The organism is Parabacteroides caecihominis (assembly GCF_023656785.1).
GTDB lineage: Bacteria > Bacteroidota > Bacteroidia > Bacteroidales > Tannerellaceae > Parabacteroides > Parabacteroides segnis.
Map to the genome: position 1 here is coordinate 26,486 of NZ_JAMOKS010000046.1, position 22,170 is coordinate 48,655.

Annotated in this window: 11 protein-coding genes; 10 read left to right on the forward strand and 1 reads right to left on the reverse strand. The window is 44.8% G+C overall.

Annotated elements, in window-relative coordinates; genetic code table 11:
* Window positions 1–105: 105 nt before the first annotated feature.
* Window positions 106–4,119 carry a hybrid sensor histidine kinase/response regulator transcription factor gene (locus tag NBH14_RS25475; RefSeq protein ID WP_186959737.1) on the reverse strand — a complete coding sequence of 1,338 codons (4,014 nt, stop codon included), beginning with the start codon at window positions 4,117–4,119 and terminating at the stop codon, window positions 106–108.
* 116 nt (window positions 4,120–4,235) lie between these two features.
* Between NBH14_RS25475 and NBH14_RS25480 the strand changes: the two genes are divergently transcribed.
* From NBH14_RS25480 to NBH14_RS25525, 10 genes are all read left to right on the forward strand, one after another.
* Window positions 4,236–4,682, forward strand: a complete 447-nt coding sequence (locus tag NBH14_RS25480; protein WP_186959736.1) for a DUF6078 family protein — start codon at window positions 4,236–4,238, stop codon at window positions 4,680–4,682.
* Window positions 4,683–5,351: 669 nt separating this feature from the next.
* Window positions 5,352–9,197 carry a DUF6383 domain-containing protein gene (locus tag NBH14_RS25485; RefSeq protein ID WP_186959735.1) on the forward strand — a complete coding sequence of 1,282 codons (3,846 nt, stop codon included), beginning with the start codon at window positions 5,352–5,354 and terminating at the stop codon, window positions 9,195–9,197.
* Window positions 9,198–9,442: 245 nt separating this feature from the next.
* Window positions 9,443–10,030 carry an RNA polymerase sigma-70 factor gene (locus NBH14_RS25490; protein WP_007655012.1) on the forward strand — a complete coding sequence of 196 codons (588 nt, stop codon included), beginning with the start codon at window positions 9,443–9,445 and terminating at the stop codon, window positions 10,028–10,030.
* A gap of 66 nt (window positions 10,031–10,096) precedes the next feature.
* On the forward strand, window positions 10,097–11,098 hold the full coding sequence (locus tag NBH14_RS25495; protein WP_186959734.1) for a FecR family protein: 1,002 nt from the start codon (window positions 10,097–10,099) through the stop codon (window positions 11,096–11,098).
* A 148-nt stretch (window positions 11,099–11,246) separates the two neighbouring features.
* Window positions 11,247–14,606: a SusC/RagA family TonB-linked outer membrane protein gene (locus NBH14_RS25500; protein WP_186959733.1), complete on the forward strand. Its 3,360-nt coding sequence runs from the start codon at window positions 11,247–11,249 to the stop codon at window positions 14,604–14,606.
* 13 nt (window positions 14,607–14,619) lie between these two features.
* Entirely contained in the window at window positions 14,620–16,140 is a 1,521-nt protein-coding gene (locus NBH14_RS25505; protein WP_186959732.1) for a SusD/RagB family nutrient-binding outer membrane lipoprotein, read from the forward strand.
* Between the two features lie 9 nt (window positions 16,141–16,149).
* Complete coding sequence (locus NBH14_RS25510; protein WP_186959731.1) at window positions 16,150–17,052, forward strand: alkaline phosphatase family protein; 903 nt, start codon at window positions 16,150–16,152, stop codon at window positions 17,050–17,052.
* Between the two features lie 185 nt (window positions 17,053–17,237).
* A complete protein-coding gene (locus NBH14_RS25515) occupies window positions 17,238–19,238 on the forward strand; it encodes a fructose-1,6-bisphosphatase (RefSeq protein ID WP_186959730.1) in 2,001 nt (666 codons plus the stop codon).
* 477 nt (window positions 19,239–19,715) lie between these two features.
* Entirely contained in the window at window positions 19,716–20,750 is a 1,035-nt protein-coding gene (locus tag NBH14_RS25520) for an iron chelate uptake ABC transporter family permease subunit (RefSeq protein WP_007655005.1), read from the forward strand.
* Window positions 20,750–21,757: an ABC transporter ATP-binding protein gene (locus tag NBH14_RS25525; RefSeq protein ID WP_186959729.1), complete on the forward strand. Its 1,008-nt coding sequence runs from the start codon at window positions 20,750–20,752 to the stop codon at window positions 21,755–21,757. Before NBH14_RS25520 ends, NBH14_RS25525 begins: the two co-directional genes overlap by 1 nt.
* Window positions 21,758–22,170: the final 413 nt, after the last annotated feature.

Genomic DNA, 22,170 nt, shown 5'->3' on the forward strand with positions numbered 1-22,170 from the left:
TAGATAAAATGCTTATCTATATTGTGGCAAAAAGTCGTCCATAAAAATGTGTTATATCACAGAAAGTCGTCCATAAAAGTGTTGTACTTATGCATAATCTGGTCCTTAAGGTGTTTTTTTCTTGTATTCCGCCGGTGTCGTATCGAACTGTGCTTTGAAGCAACGGGTGAAATAACGAGGGGAACCAAAACCCAGCATGTCGGAGATCTCGGCAATCTGCAAATCCTGACGGGTTATCAATAAGGTGGCGGCCCGCTTCAGTTTACAATTCAGGACGAAATCGTTCGGTGTCATTCCGGTCAGGGCCTTGAACTTGGCATAAAGCGAGCTGCGGCTCAATCCTAGTTCTTTAGCCAGGGTATTCATGTCGAATTCCATATTACTCAGGTTTTCTTCTACGATTCGGTTTACCGTGTCCATAAACTTTTGGTCAATCGGGTTGCTGGCCAGCGATTGCGTATCGAAATCCCTTTGCTCGTTGAACTTCTTTTGCAGGATAATACGGTTGCGCACCAGGTTGTTGCAACGGGCAAGCAGCACTTTGGCATTGAACGGCTTGCTGATATAATCGTCGGCTCCCCGCTGCAAACCTTCTATGCTTTGCTCTGCCGAACCGAGCGCTGTCAACAGGATGACCGGTATATGACAGATGTCGAAATCGTTCTTGATCTTCAGGCACATTTCGGTTCCCGACATTTCAGGCATCATGATGTCGCTGACGATGATATCCGGCTTTTGGGAACGTGTGATCTCCAGTCCCTCTTTTCCGTTCCGTGCCAGTAAGACATTATAAACCGGCGAAAACAGTGAGTTCAGTATCTGGAGCAGTTCTTCGTTGTCATCGACCAGCAGAACGGTGTAAGTAGCATCCGTCTCGGCCAGCGATAATTCGGAGGTACTTTCGGGAATTTCCTGAGTCAGACTTTCCGGCAGTATCTCGTTGCGGATCATCTCTTTCTCCGGTTGCACAAACTGGCATTCACCTTCTTTGAAATGGCTTCGGCCCTTCGGCAGATGCACGATGAATATGCTTCCGTATCCCGGCGTACTTTCTACTTGTATTTTTCCATGATGCAACCCGATGATGCTCTTGGTTAGTGACAGGCCGATACCTGTGCTCGGTTGCGATATTCCCGATGAATTATTTCCTGCCTGGTAGAAACGGTCGAATATCTTGTCGATATCTTCTTTGCTGATACCGATACCGTTGTCTATGATTTTTATGATGATCGCCTGGTCATTCTCTTCGACGACCATTTCGATGGCTGCACCCGGTTTTGAATATTTGAATGCGTTCGACAACAGGTTGTAGAATACCTTCTGCATCTGTTTGGGGTCGAACCAGCATTCGATATCTTCCGCTCCAGAGGTGAACTGATAAGTCACCGAACGGCTGGAAGCATATTCGTAAAAAGAGAGATAGATCTCTTTCAGGAAAGGGATAATGTTTTGTTCGTATACTTTCAGTTTCACATGGCCTTGTTCCAGTTTGCGGAAATCCAGCAACTCACTGATCAGCATCCGCATATTGTGCGTATTCCTGTATATCTTCAGCAGTTTGTTGTAGGTGGATGGGGCTACCGAACTGCTTTGCAGCAAGAGTTCGATCTGCGAAATGATTAGGGTGAGCGGTGTCCGGAACTCATGCGAGATGTTTGAAAAGAACTGTAGTTTAGCCTGGTTCAGTTCTTCGATCCTCTCTTTTTCTTTTCGTTCAAACTCCAATGAAGTTCTGAGCAGCAACTGTGACTGTTTGAAGCGGAAGAAACCGTAGATCAACCCGCCGCCGACCAGCACGTATAAGAGATAAAATAACGGTGTGGCATAGAGCGGGGAATGGATCGTGATGCCCATCCGGATCGTTTGTGGTTCGATCTTTGTGTCGTATTGTTTCTCACGCACGACCAGGGTGTATTTGCCCGGATTGAGGTTCGTGTACTGGATGCTGTTGTCGGTATTGCTGATCCATTTGTTGTCGAAGCCTTCCAGCATGTATTCGTAAGCCGTCTCTTTCAACGTATTGATATAGTTGTTCGAGTTGAACGAGATGATGAGGTTGTTCTGATTGTGGTTCAACTCTATTTCCTGCGTATAAGGCAAAGCGTCGGAGAGAACCCGTGAACGGTCGGAAGGATTAACTAATTCATTGTTGATATATAATTCGGAGAAATATAACCGGTAGTCTTTTGCTGGCCGGAACAAGTCCTGTTCGAAGAACGTACTTAAACCGTCTATCCCTCCCACAAAGATTTCGCCGTTCGGGCTGACCAGCAGGCCGCATCCTTTGTTGATTCCGGAAACAGGAAGTGCGGTGCCCAGTTCTACCACCTTAAATAACTGTTGTTCCGGGTCCAGGAAAGAGAGTCCTTTATCACCGGATATGATCAGGTAACCTTGTATCGATTCTTTGATGTCGTAGCAATAGTTGCTCAGGATCATACTGTTTTCGGTGGTATATCCGCTGAAAGTATGGCTCTTCTCATCATACAGATAGAGCCCGGCTCCGAGCGTCCCGAAGAAGATACGTCCTTTTTTGTCCTCATAGATGGCAGATACCGGCTGGTTTCCCAATCCGTTTTCGCCGCAACGGAAGACAGTCCTGTCTTCCTGGTTATTCAGGTTGATCTTGTTGATGATTCTTCCTGTTGTTATCCATATATAATCCTGCGAGTCGATCAGGAAACAATGATTACCGTATTGCTTACCTCCTTCGAAAGTAGGGGTGATCTTTTCGGTATCGAGATCCATTTTGACGCATCCCCATTGCGTCAGGAGTACCAGATATTTGTCTTTCCAGATGGCCATCTGATTGATACGGTCGCCGGCTTTTACGGCATACGAAGGGTCTTCGAAATAAGGATTCCGGAACCGTTTCTTCGGGATATCGAATATGGATAGTCCGCCGGTGTGGGTACCGATGTAAAGCTTATTGCGGTTGGCACTGTAGGCAATAGATTTCAGATTGTCATGAGCGATAGAGTTTCTGTCGGGATCGGCCATGAAATAGGTAAATGTTTTCTTTTTCCGGTCGAAGAGGTTTAGCCCGCCGCCTTCGGTGCAGATCCAGATATTATCGTCTTTATCTTCCGTCATATGCCCGACAAAAGGGAAACTGATGCAGTCTTTCCTTGTTTTGTCTGCCGTATAAATCGTGAAAAGATCCATTTCAGGATTGAAATAGTGGACACCCCCGTAATAAGTACCCAGCCAGATGCTTCCCTGCCGGTCTTTGTAAACTGGGAAAACGGAGGAGTGGGCGAGGCTTCCGGGAAGGTTGTCGCGGGTATATACCTGGAAATGATCATTGTAGGGATTATATTTGTTTAGTCCGGTGAAGGTCCCTATCCAAAGGTTACCGGAGTTGTCTTCAACGATTCCCCTTACCTGGTTGCTGGATATATTGTTATCGTTGTGCGGATCGAAGCGGTAGCGTTTGAAATTACCCGACGGTTCCCGTTTGTAAAGTCCGTTCATACGGGCGGATATCCATAGGTTCCTATGTGAATCTTCGTATAAGGCATAAATATCTTCACTAGGAATGATATAGGCAAGGGGCTTGTCTTCCTCTTTCATATATAATCCTGAATTGGTCCCTATCCAGCAGCGTTTTTGGGAATCGACCATGATACAGGTTGCATGTTGGTTGGAGAGTTCCAGTTTGAAGCGGAAACGAAGTTCTTCCGTCTGTGTATCCCAGACAAAGATAGAATCGGACGCGTTCACCCAAAGTTGTTCGCCGCTGAAAGCGATCGCATTCACCCATGCTTGTTTCAGGCAGGAAAACTGCTGGGAGCGCAGGTTGTATCGTACCAGGGAATTATCCGAATTGAAATAAATATTCCCCTGGTTGTCTCCGGTTATGAAGTCGATGCTGTTACCGACGGGTGTATCCTTCCCGTATTCATTCTTTAATGTCGGTTTATATGAAGTCACGTGAACACCGTCGAAAACGCTTAGCCCTTCTTCCGTCCCGAACCACATACGGCCCAGTTCATCCTGATAGATAGACATGACGGAGAGTTGCGAAAGTCCTTCTTTCATCCCGATATGTTTGAAATAGATAGGGAAGGCGTAAGACAAGGTATGCAGAAATATGAAAAGGATGATTGATTTTCTCATGGCTTTTACATTATTTGAAGGCGAAGATAATGATAAATTTTGAAACAGCTTTACGTATCAGGTCATATAAAATGGTATCTTTGTAAATCAATGTAACCAATAAACTACTGCTTGTTATGAAACCAGATTTCGATTATAATGAATTCCCGGGTAGTTTTGCCCATTGTCTCAACGAGAAATGCGTGCGTCGTGATACCTGCCTTCGGCATCAGGTATGGCTTCGTGTTCCTCAAACGCGCGGAGGTGTATATATTATCAATCCGGGGCACCTTGCATCTCTCACCGGCGAAGAGTGTCCTTTCTTCCTGCTCGACCAACCGCAGCGGTTCGCCAGAGGCATAACCTGCCTGTTCGATGATATCCCTTTACGAAAGGCCGAGACTATCAAATCGCAGCTTATTGCCCATCTGGGACGTAATACCTATTACCGCTGTAAACAAAAGAAGCGCCTGGTCAGGCCGAAAGAGCAGGCATATATCAAAAAGCTGTTCCTTGCCCAAGGCATTACCGAAGAGCCGCAGTATGACGAATATATGGAGTATTATGATTTGGATAGAGATTGATTCATAGTCTGTTACGGACTACTGAATGATCTATCCGTATAGATGCAGAAATATCATATATTGTGATACTCAATTCTCATATATTATACGAATGTTGTATCATAATATATGAGAATATGGTATCCTAATATAAGATACAGAAGTTGTCTGGTTGCGGAATGAAAAACAGGTGCGCTTACGTTCTCCGAAAGATCGGATTTCTTGGATTTTTGTGCTTGAAAATGGAAAAAGCCGTAATAGTATGGATTTTTTGCTTCCGATAAATAATAATATTAATGTACGCGCATGTACATTATATATAAGACATTTAATATTTCTCTAACGGATTAAAGACGGAGATGACTATGTAGCTATTGAAATATAAAACGTGAAGTGCGAAAAAGGACTGACTAATTTAAAGGTTCCTTTTTTCTAGTCACAAAATTACAACAATCTTTTTAACCACCACTCTTTTTCCCTATATTTTTTTCTTTCTCTATATCCTTTCTTATCAACAGAATAACAAAGTTAGTACAAAATTCGACCTTTCCAGTATGAAGTCAAAACACGCACTTGTAAATGACTAGAAAAAAGGAACGTTTAAACTCGTCATTTAACATTTGACAGTCTCTGAACGGATCCGTGAAATGGACTTTTATAACACTATTATTAATATTAAATTTATTGATTATGAACAAAAAGTTTTCTACTTTGATGGCTGGCTTTCTGCTGGCCGCAACAGTAGGGGTAACTGCTCAACAGAATCATGCCGGAAATGGTGAAATACCTTACCGTACCGACATGGTTAAAAGTGCAGTCACTTCTATACATTGTGACGGTGTAAACAAAATCGAATCAGACAAATGGTACCAGTTGGTGATTAATCACGGTATGGAACAAGGAGAAGAAGGCGTTGCTCCATTAGGTTCTGCTACTACTGTCCTGACTATGGAACGTGATTATTCTACGGGTGCATTACATCTGGAAGCAAAAAAAATCGAGGATGCAGCTTTGACTCACTCTCTTTGGAAAATCAAATTTGATGAAGATGCTGTGAGCGGTCATAACTATACCTTTATTAATAAGGAAACAGGTTATGCATTGACTTTCGATCATACCAGAGCTGTTCAATTGACAGCAGCAGATGCTGCAGCAGCCGTTCGTAATACTGAAGCTACTATTTTGGATGGTTGCAATGACATGTGGACTTGGTATTCAAATGATGACAACGGTGATACTCGTTTTGACAATCATCTGGTTTATTCTTATTACCATAGAACAAAAAGAGTCATGGCAATGGCTTTGAATGCAAACAATGAAGTAGTTCTGGTAAGCGCACCTCAGGATTTAGCTAAAGTAGATGCTTCTGGTTTGCAGAATATAATCTCTTTCCAACCGGTAATTGCCGGAGCAAAGGTATTGAGCGCTGCTGAAATCAATTCTATGATTGATGCTGATGCTTCTTATAAATCATTTCCTCCTGCTGCCGGAAATAATGCATCAAACCTAGCCGGAAAGTTAGCTAAGTTCTTATTCAATGTTACTATGACAAGCAATCCGTTGGATGCTTCCGATTATGTAGCAGAAGATACTCAGGTGGCTGCTTTAAGCCGTGATAATTATAGCAATGCTGAAGGTAGCAATGTTATTACAGCTGGTCAGCCTTCTGTATATGCAGGTTATGGCATTCTGTTCAGAAAAGATAGGACTACAGACAAGTATCTGCGCGTCTCTACAACTTATCATGAAGGTGCAACTACCAGCAATTACAATGGTTTGAAGTTGGAAGATGCTACTTTTGCAAACACAGCAGAGATTGATGCTACAAAAGCTCGTTTCCATTTCAAGGTAACTTACTATCCGACAAACGATAGCTTGGTAATCGAACCGCTGAATGCATCTATGCCTAACAAGAGCCTTCTTCCTGCTGATGTTGCAGCAAATCTGGCAGCTTTGGCTGCATTGACTCCGGCTCAATATCTGAATACAATCAATGCTGGTGTTGCTTATGGTACTGCTGCTCCTGCTGTTGCAAACTGTCTGTCTAATAAGGCTGCCGGCGTTCCGGTTGCTTTGGCTGCAATCAACTTTGCTACTCCGGGTAACCAGTCTCAGGTACTGACAGTTAGCGTTCCTTACGGTATCAATGCTGATGAAGTTAAATTTATGGCTATTTCTAAAGAAGGTTATAGATGTTCTGCTAGTAGCCATGCATTAGGAACAGCCGGATATCCGGGTAACCCTGCTTATATAACATTCAATTGTGACAATCATAACGGTCCTGGTACAGGTGCAGTTGAATACAATGCAGACATGAAGATGAAGGTTACTTTCGATAATACTTACAATCCGTTAGTTCGTACCACAGTTGCTAATGGCGTATATCTGGTTCGTCTGTCTACAGCTAATCCGGATGCAAACGATGTAACATTGACTCAAAAACGTGCAGACGGTTCTTATATCGTTGCCGATATGGGTGGTCATCTGGTATATGACGTACTGGAAGCTGATCAGGACTTCAAACGTATGCCTGCAACTCAGTGGGTTATCGAACAGTTAGGTTGCACTGTGAATAAAGACAATGCAGATCCTACTTATAACAAAACTCCGAGAGTTAAAATTACAAACCGTGAATATGGAGTTATTGGTTTCGAAGGACAACTTTATGATGCTGGAAATGGTAAATATTATATTATTAACCATGAATATGCAAATGGTATGACTACTAGCGGTACAGTTCATGCAACTCCTGCTGTTAATAACTTCTTCTCTTGTGGTGATACTATTTATTTTGAAAAGGTAGAAACTCCTAATACAGCTGGTTATTCAGTAATTGCTAAAGATGTATTGGCTGAAAATGTATATGCATTGCAGCACTATAATGCAAACGTAAATAATTTGTTCCTGGGTATCAGTGCAACAGATAATTATATCAAAGGTATTCCGGGTGATCCGACTTACTATGAATTGCACCTAATCGAAGGCGCTCAGGCTTATGGTTATACGAGCGCTACAGCTGGTGCAACTCAGTTGAGCCGTGATGTATATGCAGTGAAAGTAAAAGATGCAAACAAGATCGACAATGACCATAAATATATGGCTCTTGACCACATGCATCGTTATATTGTTGCTGACGAAGCTGACATTCAGGCAGGTAAGAATGGTTTGACATGGGCTATCTTCTATTTGAAAGAAAATAATAATGTAGACGGTACTCCTTATTATGCATTGGTAAATCAAAACAGCGTATGGACAAAGACAGGAGCTGATAAGAAGGAAATCATCCTGAACAATAACAAGACAGCCGGTAAGATGGCTATCAAACAGGGTACTAACGAAAGTTATATCGATCAGTTATGCGGAACAACTTCTGATGTATTTGCTTTGACTTCAGATCCTCGTCCTTTGTACAAATCTTTGAGTGCAGATGCAGCTTATGCTGAATATGTAAATAATCTGGCTAAGTCTGTTACATTGTCTTCTCTTTCAGGAAACGAATATCTGTATGAAGATTCACAATCAGGTATCCTGAACTATCTGGCTGTTGAGAACAAATCTGTTCAGACAAAACATGAAGGTCTGTATGTTGATTATGTGGCTAAATCAAAAGATCGTATGCCTCAGTATCTGTTTGCTGTTGCTGCTGATAGCGTGAAAGCATATTACTATTGTGGTGAAAACGCTCATGGTGCAACTCACGGATTAAATCCTAGCTGTGATCATAAAGTTGAGTATCCGGGTTATGTAAGCGGTCGCTTCCTGGTTAACCTGAACGACTCTATCCAGAACTCTATCAACAAGGTAGAAGCTGCAAGCAAATTCCAGTATGACAATTACACTCGTCTTGCTTTTGTTGAAGCTGTTCATCGTGGTGATTCACTGTTCGTGCTGAAAGCTCCTTATACATTGAGAGGTGAAAATGCTATTACAGGTGCAGATGCTGACGGAAATATCCTGATTATCCCTGACTATCTTGCTAAAGACCAGGAAGGTATTGTTTATGACGCAGTTGTATTGGATGGTACTCATAACAATGCTGCTTTCTCATTGCGTTATGTCGGTGATACGGAAGAAGAAGGTTTCTTGCTGGAATCAAATGACGGTCAGTTCTCTTCAGTCGGCTCATTCGAAGGAGCTTGGTTACGTTTCGTAAACGGTACACCTGTACTTGCTAAGTTCTTCAACACAAACGGAAATCATAATACGGGTGATATCATCGACGGTAATGGCTCTACAGGTGTTACAGACTTCGGTCAGGTATTGAATCAGGCTGCTATTCTGACTTTAGGCACTGTTGATAAAGTTGCTACAGATAATGAAACTATCAACGCTGTTTCAGAAGTAGAAGTTTCAGTAATCAATGGTAATGTAATCGTTAAGGGTGCAGAAGGTAAGAAAGTTGTTATCAGCAACGTTCTTGGTCAGATATTGGTTAACACAGTCATCACTTCAAGCGAAGCTACAATCGCAGTTCCTGCCGGTGTAGTTTATGTAAAGGTTGAAGGCGAAGCCGCAGTACCTGCAATCGTTAAATAAGAAATTATTTATAATCAAATAATTCTAATAGAGTATCACGCAGCGCAATAGCGTTAATTACCCTGTGACAGGTGAACAAGTGATATTTATTAATACTAAAGTAATGAAATAAAGTTCTTCTGTTCTGCCTCTGTGAAGAGTGAAAACAGACAAAAAAGCAAGCCCCGGGGGATTCGTCTCCTGGGGCTTTGTGTTGTTTAGTCAAAATGTTTTGACTAAATTCGCCCGTCCTTAAGGAGATACATGTGGAATATTATGAAGAACAAATAGTAAGAGGGGTAAAGGAGGGTGATGAGAATGCTTTCCGGATACTTTATGATAAGTATTATCATCGTCTGTTCTGTATCTCCCGGCAATATCTGCAAGATGAATTTCTGGCTGAAACGATTGTATCGGATGTGTTTTTCCATCTTTGGGAAAATCGTAAAACAATAGATATACAAATCTCTCTGAATGCGTATCTTATACGTATGGTCCGGAATTTTTCCCTGAATTATTTACAGAAGAATTATGTCGGGAGGGAGGTCAGTCTGAATGATATGGATATGACTTCTCCTTTGTTATTTCTTTCGGATGAATACCCGTTGGGCCGTTTGATGGAAAAGGAACTGATGGCTAAAGTGCAGGAAGAGATTGAACGCCTGCCGAAAGAAACACGCCAGGTTTTTATTCTCAGCCGCCTGGAAGAATTGAAACATGACGAGATTGCAGCCCGTCTGGGCATTTCGGTCAATACCGTCAAATATCATATAAAACAAGCATTATCAATATTGCGCGATCGTTTAAAAGACTATCTGATAGTGCTTTTAGTCTGCTTCGTGAAATATTTTTGAAAAAAGTGAGTTTTTTCACTACCCCATTTCTCTACTATTCTTGTCTACCTTATAACAACATAGAAAATGAATAAAACGGAACAAACATATTATCCCGATGACCTGATTACCGCTTATTTGAATAATGAGCTGAATAAGGAACAGCGCGTTGAATTGGAACAATGGGTGGCTGCCGACACTGCCCATAAACAATATTTCTATGAAATGACCGAAGTGTGGCTGGCTGCTAACGCCGCTTCCGGAACCCAAGAAGAGAGCAACCGTGCTTTTCAACATTTCCGGGGACGAATCTCCGTATCGCAAAAGAAGAAACGCTTTTCATTGCGTTTTGTCAGAGTGGCGGCGGCAATATTTGCAGGTATCCTGTTGTTGGGAGGAGGTTATTACTGGGGGCATAACCATTTTGATCCATCTTCCTTATATGCGATGCAGACGGTTGAAGTTCCTATAGGATCACGTAGCCGGATCGTTTTGCAGGACGGAACGGTGGTTTGGCTGAACGCGGGAAGTAAATTGAGTTATACAGGCGGTTTTTCCCATCAGGACCGCCATGTCCGGCTGGAAGGAGAAGGCTATTTTGAAGTGACCCGCAATGAAAAACTGCCTTTTATTGTGAATACCAGCGATCTCGATGTAAAGGTGCTGGGAACCAAGTTTAGCGTGAAAGCATATACTGACGAAGAAAACATAGAAGTGATATTGGCGGAAGGTTCTGTTAATCTGTTGAACATAAAGAATCCGGATGAATCGTTGATTATGAAACCGGAGCAACAGGTTATATATAATAAGGAAACTGGAACAACCGATATACACAAAGTGCCGGCATCATTAGCCGGTCATTGGACAACCGGTGCGCATTTCTTTAATGAACAGACCCTGGAACAGATAGTCAGAGAACTGGAAAAGTCATTCGATGTCACCTTTATCTTTAGAAACGAAGAGAAGAAGAAGTTAACCTTTTACGGTGATTTCAGAGTGGATGATTCGCTGGATGACATATTGATGATCATGTCCAGCAGTGGAAAATTCAAGTACAGAAAAACGAATAATATTATAGAGCTCTATTAAAACAAAGTAGTATTAACTTAAAAAAGAAAGGAGAATAGATACGGAAATCAACCATGTGAATAAAAAGCGAATCGGAAAATGTTGGTACCATTTCCCGATTCAGATAGTCGTTAAACTTTTTTGTTATTAAAAACAACAATACAAAATTATGGAAAACATTCCTTATGAGAAAATTAGAGCAACATTATTTGCTCATAAAAAAACATTATTTATTACAGGCTTATGTACTGTACTTATAGCAGGTAGCGGACAATCTGCTTTTGCGGCACTGCCACAGGAAAAGAAAATAACCTTGAATGTCCGGAATATTACTGTGAAAGATGCCATAGAAACTGTAAAAAAACAGAGTGGCTATTCTTTTTTCATCGATACGAAAGAGGTACAACTGCACAAACAGATCAGCGTTAATCTGACAGGTAAATCCATTTCTGAAGTATTGGATATTATATTCAGTGACCAACCGGTCAAATATGAGATTAAGGGAAGACATGTCATTGTAACCGGAAAGGACGTATTGGTCCCCAGTGAGAACATGGCAAAAGACATCCGGATCTCGGGTGTTGTAAAAGATGAGTTGGGCGAACCTGTATCCGGTGCCAATGTGGTCGTGAAAGGACAGGTACTGGGAACTATAACAGATATGGATGGCCGTTATTCCCTGAATGTCCCGGCTAAGTCGGTATTGGTGGTCACATTTATCGGTTATAAGACAAAAGAAGTGCCGGTGGGCAAACAGTCTGTGATAAATGTAACTTTATCAGAAGATGCCGAGTTGCTTGACGAAGTTGTTGTGACGGCTTTGGGTATCAAACGGGAGGAGAAAGCGTTGGGATATTCCGTCCAGAAAGTAGGTGGCGAACGCCTGGCTGCCGTAAAAACAGTAGATGTGGCTACTTCACTGACCGGTAAGATTGCCGGATTGAATGTGCAGAACAGCACGGAATTTAACACAACTCCCGATTTGTCATTGCGCGGGGAGAATCCGTTGTTGGTCATAGACGGGATACCTTATGGTAATATGAAACTACAGGATGTCGCTTCCGATGACATCGAATCCGTAGACGTTTTGAAAGGAGCTACGGCCTCTGCCCTTTATGGAGCCAGGGGATCTTCCGGAGCCATTATGGTGACAACGAAAAGAGGTTCGGAAGATGGGTTGAATATTTCGATAAACAGCAATACGATGTTCAATGCCGGTTATTTGAAGTTTCCGGAGGTACAGTCTTCCTATAGTGGCGGACAGGGCGGCAAATATAATCCGACCGACTTTGTCTGGGGGGATAAGCTCGATATAGGCCGTACGGCTCTCCAATATGATCCTTATACCTTTGAATGGCGTGAGATGCCGTTGACTTCAAAAGGAAAAGACAACCTGAAGAATTTCCAGGAGACAGGATTTGTAACCAACAATAACGTGAGCGTCACACAAAAAGGGAAGTACGGCAGTTTCCGTACCTCGTTAACTCACGTCTACAATAAAGGTCAGTGGCCGAATGCGAAGTTGAATAAGATAACTTATACGGCTGCCGGAAATATGAATTATAAAGGATTCGACCTGGATGCAAGTCTTACTTACAACAAGCGTTTTTCTCCCCAGGGAGAGGGTACTGGATACGGAGGTCTCGGTTACATCTATAACTTGCTGGTGTGGACAGGTCCGGAATGGGATATCCGTGATTATAAGAACTACTGGCGGGTAAAGGATCAGGAACAGAACTGGTATAACGACACGTATTATAATAACCCTTATTATATAGCGAACGAAATTATCGCTTCAAGCGATTTTGACAAAGTAAACGGTTTTGTTTCCGGTAGCTATGAAATAACTCCCTGGTTGAAAGCGACATTGAGATCCGGCCTGGATGTTTATACCACCCGAAAGGAATGGCGTAACCCGATCGGAGCCTACGGTGCATGGGACAAAAAGGGATATTATGAACTGCAAACACCTAACGGTTATAGCATCAATACCGATTTTATGTTGATGGCGGATCATAAGTTCGGAGACTTTTCTGTTGATGGCTTTGTCGGAGGTAACATCTATTTCTATCAGGATAATACACATACCAGTACAACAAAGAACGGTTTGCTGGTTCCCGGTTTCTATTCTTTGAATGCCTCGGTCGATCCTCCCGGAACTTCTGCCGGTATGAAAAAGAAACAGGTAAACAGTTTATTTGGTAAGGCATCCGTTGCCTGGAAGAGCACTTTGTTCCTGGATGTGACCGGACGTAACGATTGGTCGTCTTCTTTACCTTCTGAAACCCGTTCGTATTTTTATCCGTCGGTAGCAGGTAGTGTCGTTCTTTCCGAGTTTATTCCGATGCCGTCCTTTATCGACTTCTGGAAAGTAAGAGGGTCCTGGACTATGTCGAAAGCCGATACCGATGTGTATGCCACCAATAATACGTACTCCATCTCTACAAATACCTGGGATGATATGACCAGTGCCTCTTATCCTTCAACTATTCGGGGAAAATCAGTTAAGCCGAGTACTTCCAAATCGTATGAATTGGGAACAATGCTGACATTCTTTGGCAAACGACTGGTTTTGGATGCCGCTTATTATAATAAGTATTACTATAACCGGATTGTGAACGCAACACTTAGTGCAGCTACCGGCTTTAGTAATACGCAGGTAAACTCTAAAGAAGAATATGTAAGACGAGGCGTCGAAATACAATTGAGCGGCGATATTATAAAGACTAAAGACTGGGCCTGGAATTCTACATTCAACTGGGCATTGGACAGACGGTATTTTGCCAAACTCGACCCGGATTTTTCATCCCAAAAGCCTTGGATAAAGGAGGGAGCCCGTACGGATTATGTGACTTATGCCGATTACGAATATGATAAAGAGGGCAATATGATCCATGAAGCCGGTTATCCGCTGCTGAGTAAGTATTCTACTCATCATGGTTTTTCAGGTCCTGATTGGATCTGGGGATGGGGCAATACGGTCTCTTATAAAGACTTTACGTTGAGTTTCACGATCGACGGTCGCGTAGGCGGTGTAGCTTATTCAAAGACAAATCAGTCTTTGTGGAATACGGGAGCCCATATCGAAAGCGACAACCAGTGGCGTTACGATGAAGTGGTGAATGGGAAAAAGAATTATGTCGGACAGGGGGTGAAAGTAGTTTCCGGTACGGTTCAGTATGATTCGGATGGAAACATCACGTTCGACGACCGGGTGTTTGCTCCTAATGATGTAGAGGTCTCTTACGAACAATATACCCGCGAATATCAAGCGAATGCTTATTCTGCAAGGCCTCAGAACTACTTCAAGCAGACCTTTTTCAAATTAAGGGATCTGTCGCTTACTTATCAGATGCCGAAATCATTGTGCGAAAAGGTCCGGCTGAAAGGCGCGACGATCGGTCTGGTCGGTCAGAATCTGTTGATTTGGACGAAAGAGTTTAAGTATGCCGACCCGGACGTCGGAGGTGATAATCTGAATGCACCTTCTACCCGTTTGCTTGGTTTCAATATTAAGTTGGATTTATAATAAAGATCAGACAATGAAGAAATATATAAAATTGGCGGCTTGCCTGCTATCAGCTATCATCTTTATGGCATCCTGTGGTAATTTTGATGACATTAACACAAATCCGGACGTGCCGACCCGTGTTTCGTCCGAGATGCTGGCAACCGGAGGTATTAAGAGTATGCTTTCGAATTCTACGGGAAAAAACTTTCTTTATAACAGTATGGCCAGTAAGTATATGGCTTGGGGGGAGGGTTCTGAGAGCTATATCTTCAACGGTTGGGGACGCACTGGCCTGGGCGACTACCATACCATCATAAATATGCAGAAGATGGTCGAATTGGCAGAAGAGAAAGACGTGGCGGCTTATTCGGGACTGGCGAAGTTTGTCAAGGCTTACAAGCTGTTCTGGTCATCCATGGACTTGGGAGATATTCCTTATAGCGATGCTTTAAAGGGAGAAGAAAGCGTTCTGAAGCCTAAGTATGATACTCAGAAGGAAGTGATGCGCCAGGTGCTTGAGGATCTGGAAGAATCATACGACCTCTTTTCTGCTGCAAGCGATTTTAAAGGGGATCCTTTCGTGGGCGGAAGTGTTGAGAAGTGGCGGAAAATCGTTAGTACTTTCCAGCTTCAGGTATTGATGTCGTTATCGAAGAAGGCAGATGATCCTGATTTGAAAGTGAAGGAACGTTTTGCCCGTATTGTCAGTTCATCGACCTTGATGGAGTCGAACGACGATAATTTCCAGATGGTCTATTCCGATAAGGCGGGGCAGTTATACCCGTTCAACGATAACATGTATTCAAAGAATCCGATGGTATCATCCTTCCTTATCGACATGATGAAAGAGCAGCAGGACTATCGCCTTTTCTATTATGCCAAACCGAGTGAGGCTCAGTTGAAGGCCGGAGTGACGGCAGACAGTTGGGATGTGTTTGTCGGTACTGATGTCAGAGAAGATTTCTCTGTACATAAACCTTTATACATTGCAGGTAAATTTTCTTGTGTAAACGATCGCTATAATTATTACCGGCCGGGTGAACCTGTGATACGTCTGGGATATTCGCAGCAGAATTTCATCCTGGCGGAAGCGGTAGTAAGAGGATGGATTGCAGGTGATGCATCGACCTATTACAAGCAAGGGATCAAAGCGAGCATGGATTTCATCGTGAAATATACTCCGGATGAGAATATCTATCATCAGGGACGGAAAATGACCCCGGAGGTTATTAGCGACTTTCTTGCCCAGCCCTCCATACAGCTGACCGGAGATAAGGAAGGTGATATCGAGAAGATCATTACGCAGCGTTACATCTCGAGTTTTATGCAATACCCCTGGGATGCTTATTTCGAATATCGCAGAACCGGTTATCCGAAGTTGCCGATAAATCCGGCAACCAGCCTGAACACCAATGCAAAGGATAAGATTCCGGTACGCTGGATGTACTCGACAGACGAGTATTCTTATAATAAAGAGAATGTGGAAGAAGCCGTGGCACGCCAGTATGGAGGAAATGATGAAGTGAATCAATTAATGTGGATTTTAAAATAATATCTGATTATGAAACAAAGTAGATTCTTTTTGTTGATTGTCTGTGCTTTCCTGTGTGTGAATGTCGCTAGTGCGGCAAAATGGAAAGCCAAACATGTCGTGTTGATCGGCCTCGACGGCTGGGGTGCTTATAGTGTGGAAAAGGCGGAGATGCCGACTGTCAAGAAGCTGATGGCGGATGGCTCTTATACGTTGAAGAAGAGAAGTGTATTGCCTTCTTCCAGTGCGGTCAACTGGGCATCCATGTTTATGGGGGCAGGACCGGAGATTCACGGGTTTACGGAGTGGGGTTCGGAAAAGCCGGAGCTTCCGTCGCGTGAGATCAGCCATTATGGTTTGTTCCCTTCTGTGTGGGGATTGTTCCGTGATGCCAATCCGGATGCTGAGATGGGCTATATCTATGAGTGGGGCGGCATGAAGTATCTGGCGGAAATGCAGGCGATGAATAAGGAAGTGAATATCGCTCCTTCTGAAAGCAATCCGCGGGGATGTACGGATGCGGCTGTCTCTTATATAAAGGAATCCCGTCCGGCTTTTGTCGGTATCATCTTTGAGCAGCCTGATGGTGTGGGGCATGGCGACGGACATGATACTCCGGCATATTATACGAAGCTGAAAGAATTGGACGGATATATCGGCGAGATTGTAAAAGCAGTAGCCGATGCAGGCATGCTGGATGAAACGATCTTTATCGTTACAGCCGACCATGGCGGTATCAACAAAGGACACGGCGGTAAGACTATGCAGGAAATGGAAACACCTTTCATTATCTCTGGTAAAAACGTAAAGAAAGGATACGAATTTACTGAAAGCATGATGCAGTTTGATGTCGCTTCGACAATCGCTTATATCTTTAACCTGAAACAACCTCAGGTTTGGATCGGAAGACCGATGAAGCAGGTTTTTAAATAAGACGAATGCCGATAGCAGTTGGTTAGTAAAGTGCGGATAGTAGTCCGTGAAGGAATCGATAGTTACCCGTTGGAAGGCCGGTAACTATCGATTTTTGTTTTCCTGCTGTCCCTAATAATGAAATTGAAATAGCTTGTCTCCCTGTATTTGTTTATCTTTGCACGAAATAAGACAGTAAACATTATATGACGAAAGATATAACACCCGAATATGTGCTTGGTGACCTGCGTTATTTGCAGTTGCTGGCACGTAGTTTCCCGACCGTTGCGGATGCGAGTACAGAGATTATCAATCTGGAGGCTATTCTGAATTTACCGAAGGGGACGGAGCATTTCCTGTCCGATATACACGGTGAATATCAGGCATTCAACCATGTGTTGAAGAATGCTTCCGGTGCGATTAAACGTAAAGTGAACGAGATATTCAGTAATACGCTACGCGATTACGAGAAGAAAGAACTTTGTACGCTGATCTATTATCCGGAGCAGAAGCTGGAACTGGTCAGTTCGAAGGAACCCGATCTGGACGACTGGTATCTGATCACCTTGAACCAACTGGTGCGGGTATGCCGCAATGTATCTTCCAAATACACCCGTTCGAAGGTGCGCAAGGCGTTGCCGAAAGAGTTCTCCTATATCATCCAGGAGTTGTTGCATGAGTCGTCGGTCGAACCTAATAAGTCTGCTTATGTGGACCAGATCATCAAGACGATCATCTCGACCGGGCGGGCGAACGATTTCATTATCGCCATGTGTAACCTGATACAGCGGCTGACGATCGACATCCTGCATGTGATCGGCGATATCTACGACCGCGGTCCGGGTGCCCATATTATTATGGATACCCTCTGCGACTACCATCATTTCGATATCCAGTGGGGAAACCATGATGTCCTGTGGATGGGGGCGGCTTCGGGTAACCTGGGGAGCATTGCCAATGTGATCCGCATGTGCCTCCGTTTCGGCAACCTGGCTACCCTGGAGGATGGCTATGGCATCAACCTGCTACCTCTGGCTACCTTTGCGATGGACGTGTATGGCGACGATCCCTGCGATTTGTTCATGCCGAAGAGCAGTGCCTGCGATTTGAATTTCGACGAGAAGACGATCCGCCTGATCTCGCAGATGCATAAGGCGATAACGATCATCCAGTTCAAGCTGGAAGGGGAGATCATCCGCCGCCGTCCGGAGTTCGAGATGGACGACCGCCTCTTGTTGCATCGTATCGACCTGAAACGCGGAACCATCAACCTGGATGGCAAGGAATACGAACTGAAAGACAAGAACTGGCCTACCATCAATCCGAAAGACCCGTATGCCTTGTCTATCGAAGAAGAGGACCTGATGCACCGTATCCATCATTCGTTCGAGTGCAGCGAGAAATTGAAGAAACATATGCGTTGCCTGTTCCGTCACGGTAGCATGTACCAGGTGTGCAATTCCAACCTGCTGTTTCATGCCTCTGTCCCGATGAACGGGGACGGGACGTTGAAAAGCGTCCGTATCGAAGGCCAGGAATATAAAGGAAAGGATTTGCTGGATAAGGTAGACCAGTTGATCCGTACCGCCTATTTCGATTCGGAGGACTCTTCGGAGAAGGATTTTGCGCTGGATTATATCTGGTATCTCTGGGGAGGAAAAGATTCTCCCTTGTTCGACAAGAGCAAGATGGCTACTTTCGAGCGTTGCTTCATCGATGACAAGTCGGTGCAAAAGGAAGACAAAGGTGCTTATTACAGCCTCCGTGAAGAAGAAAAGATATGTGATATGCTGCTGGACGAGTTTGGTGTGACCGGCCTGCACCGCCATATCATCAACGGCCATGTGCCTGTCCGCTCCATCGAAGGCGAAAATCCCATCAAGGCGGGTGGCAAACTGCTGGTGATCGACGGTGGTTTCTCGCAGCCTTATCATGCAGAGACCGGTATTGCCGGTTATACGCTGGTTTATCACTCTCGCGGTTTCCAGTTGGTGCAGCACGAACCGTTCCTGTCTACCGACCAGGCAATCAAAGAAGGCCGTGATATCCGTTCCACCACGATTGTGGTCGAATTGAGTTCTCACCGCCAGATGGTGAAAGATACCGACAAAGGCGCCGACCTGCAACGCCAGATCCATGACCTGGAAAAGCTGCTGTATGCCTACCGCAACGGATTTATTAAAGAGAAGGAACGGAATGAGTATTGAATAGAGAAAATAATGAGCCAATATGGTAATATGCCAATGTGCCAATTTAGAAAGATTTGAGCTATCAGTTTAGTGACTGGTTGTAACTGTCTCCCCTCTTGAGAGGGGGCAGGGGGTGTGTTAAAGCCAGTCAATAAAACAAGCCTTGTTACAGGTTTATTTGCCGTCTGCTTTAGCTGACGGATAAGTAAAGAATCTATCTCATTGGACTTTAGTCCCATTTCTTACAGTTTTCTATCTAAGAGACATGTGGCTGAAGCCAAAAGAGAGAAACAACTTGTAAACCGTCAGCTGAAGCAGACGGCAAATGAACCTGCAATAGTCAAGTGACTCTGATTAGGATGGTTGTATAGGTGGGAATATGACACACCCCCTTCCCCCTCTCGAGAGGGGAGCCAGTTACAACCAGTCATTTAAATAGATAGTTCAAATTTGTTAAGATGTGAAACTCTCAAATAGGATAATAACTAAATAGAAATGTTTAAACAAATCGCTTTACCATACTTCCTCTTGCCGCTTCTCCTGGCCCTCCTTTTTATGGGAGGCCTGGTATACGGTGCTGTTTCCATCCCGCTGGAGAGCGTGATCGATATCCTTCTGGGGAAAGACGTGGGCCGGCCCGCCTGGCAGAATATTATCCTGCAATCCCGTTTTCCGCAGGCGGTTACGGCTTTGCTTGCCGGAGCCTCGCTGGCTACCAGCGGTCTGTTATTGCAGACCCTGTTCCGTAACCCGCTGGCAGGCCCTTCCATCCTGGGTATCAGCGACGGGGCAAACCTGGGAGTCGCGGCCATCATGCTCTATTTCGGCGGGACGCTCAGTATGGTGACGGAGTTGCCCATCAGCGGCTACCTGGCGGTTATTATCGCAGCCTTTGCCGGTGCCGCCTGTATCCTGGGACTGATCATCTGGTTTTCGGCAAAGGTGAAGAGCAATGTCATGCTGCTGATCATCGGTATCATGATCGGTTACCTGGCCTCTTCCCTGATCTCCGTCCTGAATTACTATGCCTCGACGGATAAGGTACACGCCTTCGTCATGTGGGGCCTCGGCAATTTCTCCGGCGTATCGCTGATGCAACTGCCTTATTTCCTCCTGTTCACGTTGGCCGGACTGCTGCTGGCAATCCTTTTGATAAAGCCGTTGAACGCCCTGCTGCTGGGCGAAATGTACGCTGCCAACCTGGGGATCAAGATCAAGCGGACCCGTATTGCCATCCTGTTTTGTACCGGGTTGCTGACGGCTACGACGACTGCTTTCTGCGGCCCGATCTCCTTCATCGGACTTGCCGTGCCGCATATCGCCCGGCTGATGCTGGGTTCGTCCAACCATAAGATGCTGGTGCCCGTCACGATGCTTGCCGGTTCCTGTATCGCCCTGTTATGTAATATACTGATGGTGATGCCCGGAACCAATAATATACTCCCGTTGAATGCTGTAACCCCCATGCTGGGCGCTCCGGTCATTATTTATGTGATTGTGAATCGTAAAAATATCCAATACTTCGACTGATGAATATGCAAGAACCTGTAATAGAAGCCAGCCGCCTCCGTATTGGCTACCTGCTGAAAGGCGGAAAGCGCAAGGTCATCCACGACGACCTGAACCTGCGCCTGCAACCGGGCGAAGTCACCTGCCTTCTCGGACTGAACGGAGCCGGAAAGTCAACGTTGCTGCGCACGCTCTGCGGTTTCCAGCCTCCCTTGAGTGGCGAGATTCGCCTGATGGGAAAACCGTTGTCTTCCTACTCTCAAAGCAACTTTTCACTGACGGTAGGTGTTGTACTGACGGAAAAGACGAATGCGGGCGGCATCACCGTTTACGAACTGGTGTCTTTGGGCCGCCATCCGTACACCGGTTTCTTCGGACAATTGAAGAAAACCGACAGGGAGATTATCGAACAATCGCTGACGGCAGCCGGCATTGCCCATAAAGCACAAAACTACGTATCCGAACTGAGCGACGGTGAACGGCAGAAAGCCATGATCGCCAAAGCCCTGGCGCAACAATGCCCGATCATCCTGCTGGACGAGCCGACGGCTTTCCTCGATGTCACCAGCCGGATCGAGACCATGGTGCTACTGCATAAACTGGCCGTAGAACAACATAAAGCGATCCTGCTTTCCACCCACGACCTCGACCTGGCGATCCAGATGGGCGATTGCCTCTGGCTACAGGAAAAAGGCCGTCCGATGGCGTGCGGTACGCCCGAAGACCTGATCCTGAGCGGCGCCTTCGAGTCTTTCTTCGGAAAAGAAGGGATTGTTTTCGATCCGTCAACCGGAAAACTGAATACGAAGGCACCCGTCGAACCGATAGGAGTGGAGGGAGACTTCCTTGTATCCTATTGGGTAGGCAATGCTATGATCCGTAACGGCTTCCGTCCTTCGGCAGTGAAAGACGGACAGATCAATATCAACTGCCTCGACGCCCGTCATCTGTCGCTGACCCTGCCCGGAGGAGAGGTGAAGGTCTTATCCGGGGTGGCGGCTCTGGTCGAAACGGTAAGGCGGCACTGACCGGGACGGTAAGGGCGGGGTTTGCACCACCCCGGTGGTGTTGACTGCCTCATCGGGATGGTGTTGGTTACCTCATCCCGGTGGTGTGAATAGCACCATCCCGATGGTGCACTACCGGAACAACAGGGGGAGCTATCCCTGCCCTTACCGGAGAGGGATACCGGACGGCATAAGGGGAGGGGATTATGCCTTTTAAGGTAGATGATTAAGAAGAAACTGTTTTGAATTTATATGAGGGTTAGTGATAGAAAGAATTGAGCTATTAGTTTATATCGACCGGTTGTATCTGTTTCCCCTCTTGAGAGACTGTGTAAAAACTAGTCTTTGAAAAAGTTCTTTGAAATTTTGTTAAGTAGTAGAAAGAAATTAACTTCGGCTATTCAAAAGCATGAGTTATGAACTATCGCGAGTTA

Coding starts and splice junctions, on each gene's coding strand:
- NBH14_RS25515 (WP_186959730.1), top strand. CDS start 17,238: ATGACGAAAGATATAACACCCGAATATGTGCTTGGTGACCTGCGTTAT.
- NBH14_RS25500 (WP_186959733.1), top strand. CDS start 11,247: ATGGAAAACATTCCTTATGAGAAAATTAGAGCAACATTATTTGCTCAT.
- NBH14_RS25525 (WP_186959729.1), top strand. CDS start 20,750: ATGAATATGCAAGAACCTGTAATAGAAGCCAGCCGCCTCCGTATTGGC.
- NBH14_RS25475 (WP_186959737.1), bottom strand. CDS start 4,119: ATGAGAAAATCAATCATCCTTTTCATATTTCTGCATACCTTGTCTTAC.
- NBH14_RS25520 (WP_007655005.1), top strand. CDS start 19,716: ATGTTTAAACAAATCGCTTTACCATACTTCCTCTTGCCGCTTCTCCTG.
- NBH14_RS25510 (WP_186959731.1), top strand. CDS start 16,150: ATGAAACAAAGTAGATTCTTTTTGTTGATTGTCTGTGCTTTCCTGTGT.
- NBH14_RS25495 (WP_186959734.1), top strand. CDS start 10,097: ATGAATAAAACGGAACAAACATATTATCCCGATGACCTGATTACCGCT.
- NBH14_RS25505 (WP_186959732.1), top strand. CDS start 14,620: ATGAAGAAATATATAAAATTGGCGGCTTGCCTGCTATCAGCTATCATC.
- NBH14_RS25480 (WP_186959736.1), top strand. CDS start 4,236: ATGAAACCAGATTTCGATTATAATGAATTCCCGGGTAGTTTTGCCCAT.
- NBH14_RS25485 (WP_186959735.1), top strand. CDS start 5,352: ATGAACAAAAAGTTTTCTACTTTGATGGCTGGCTTTCTGCTGGCCGCA.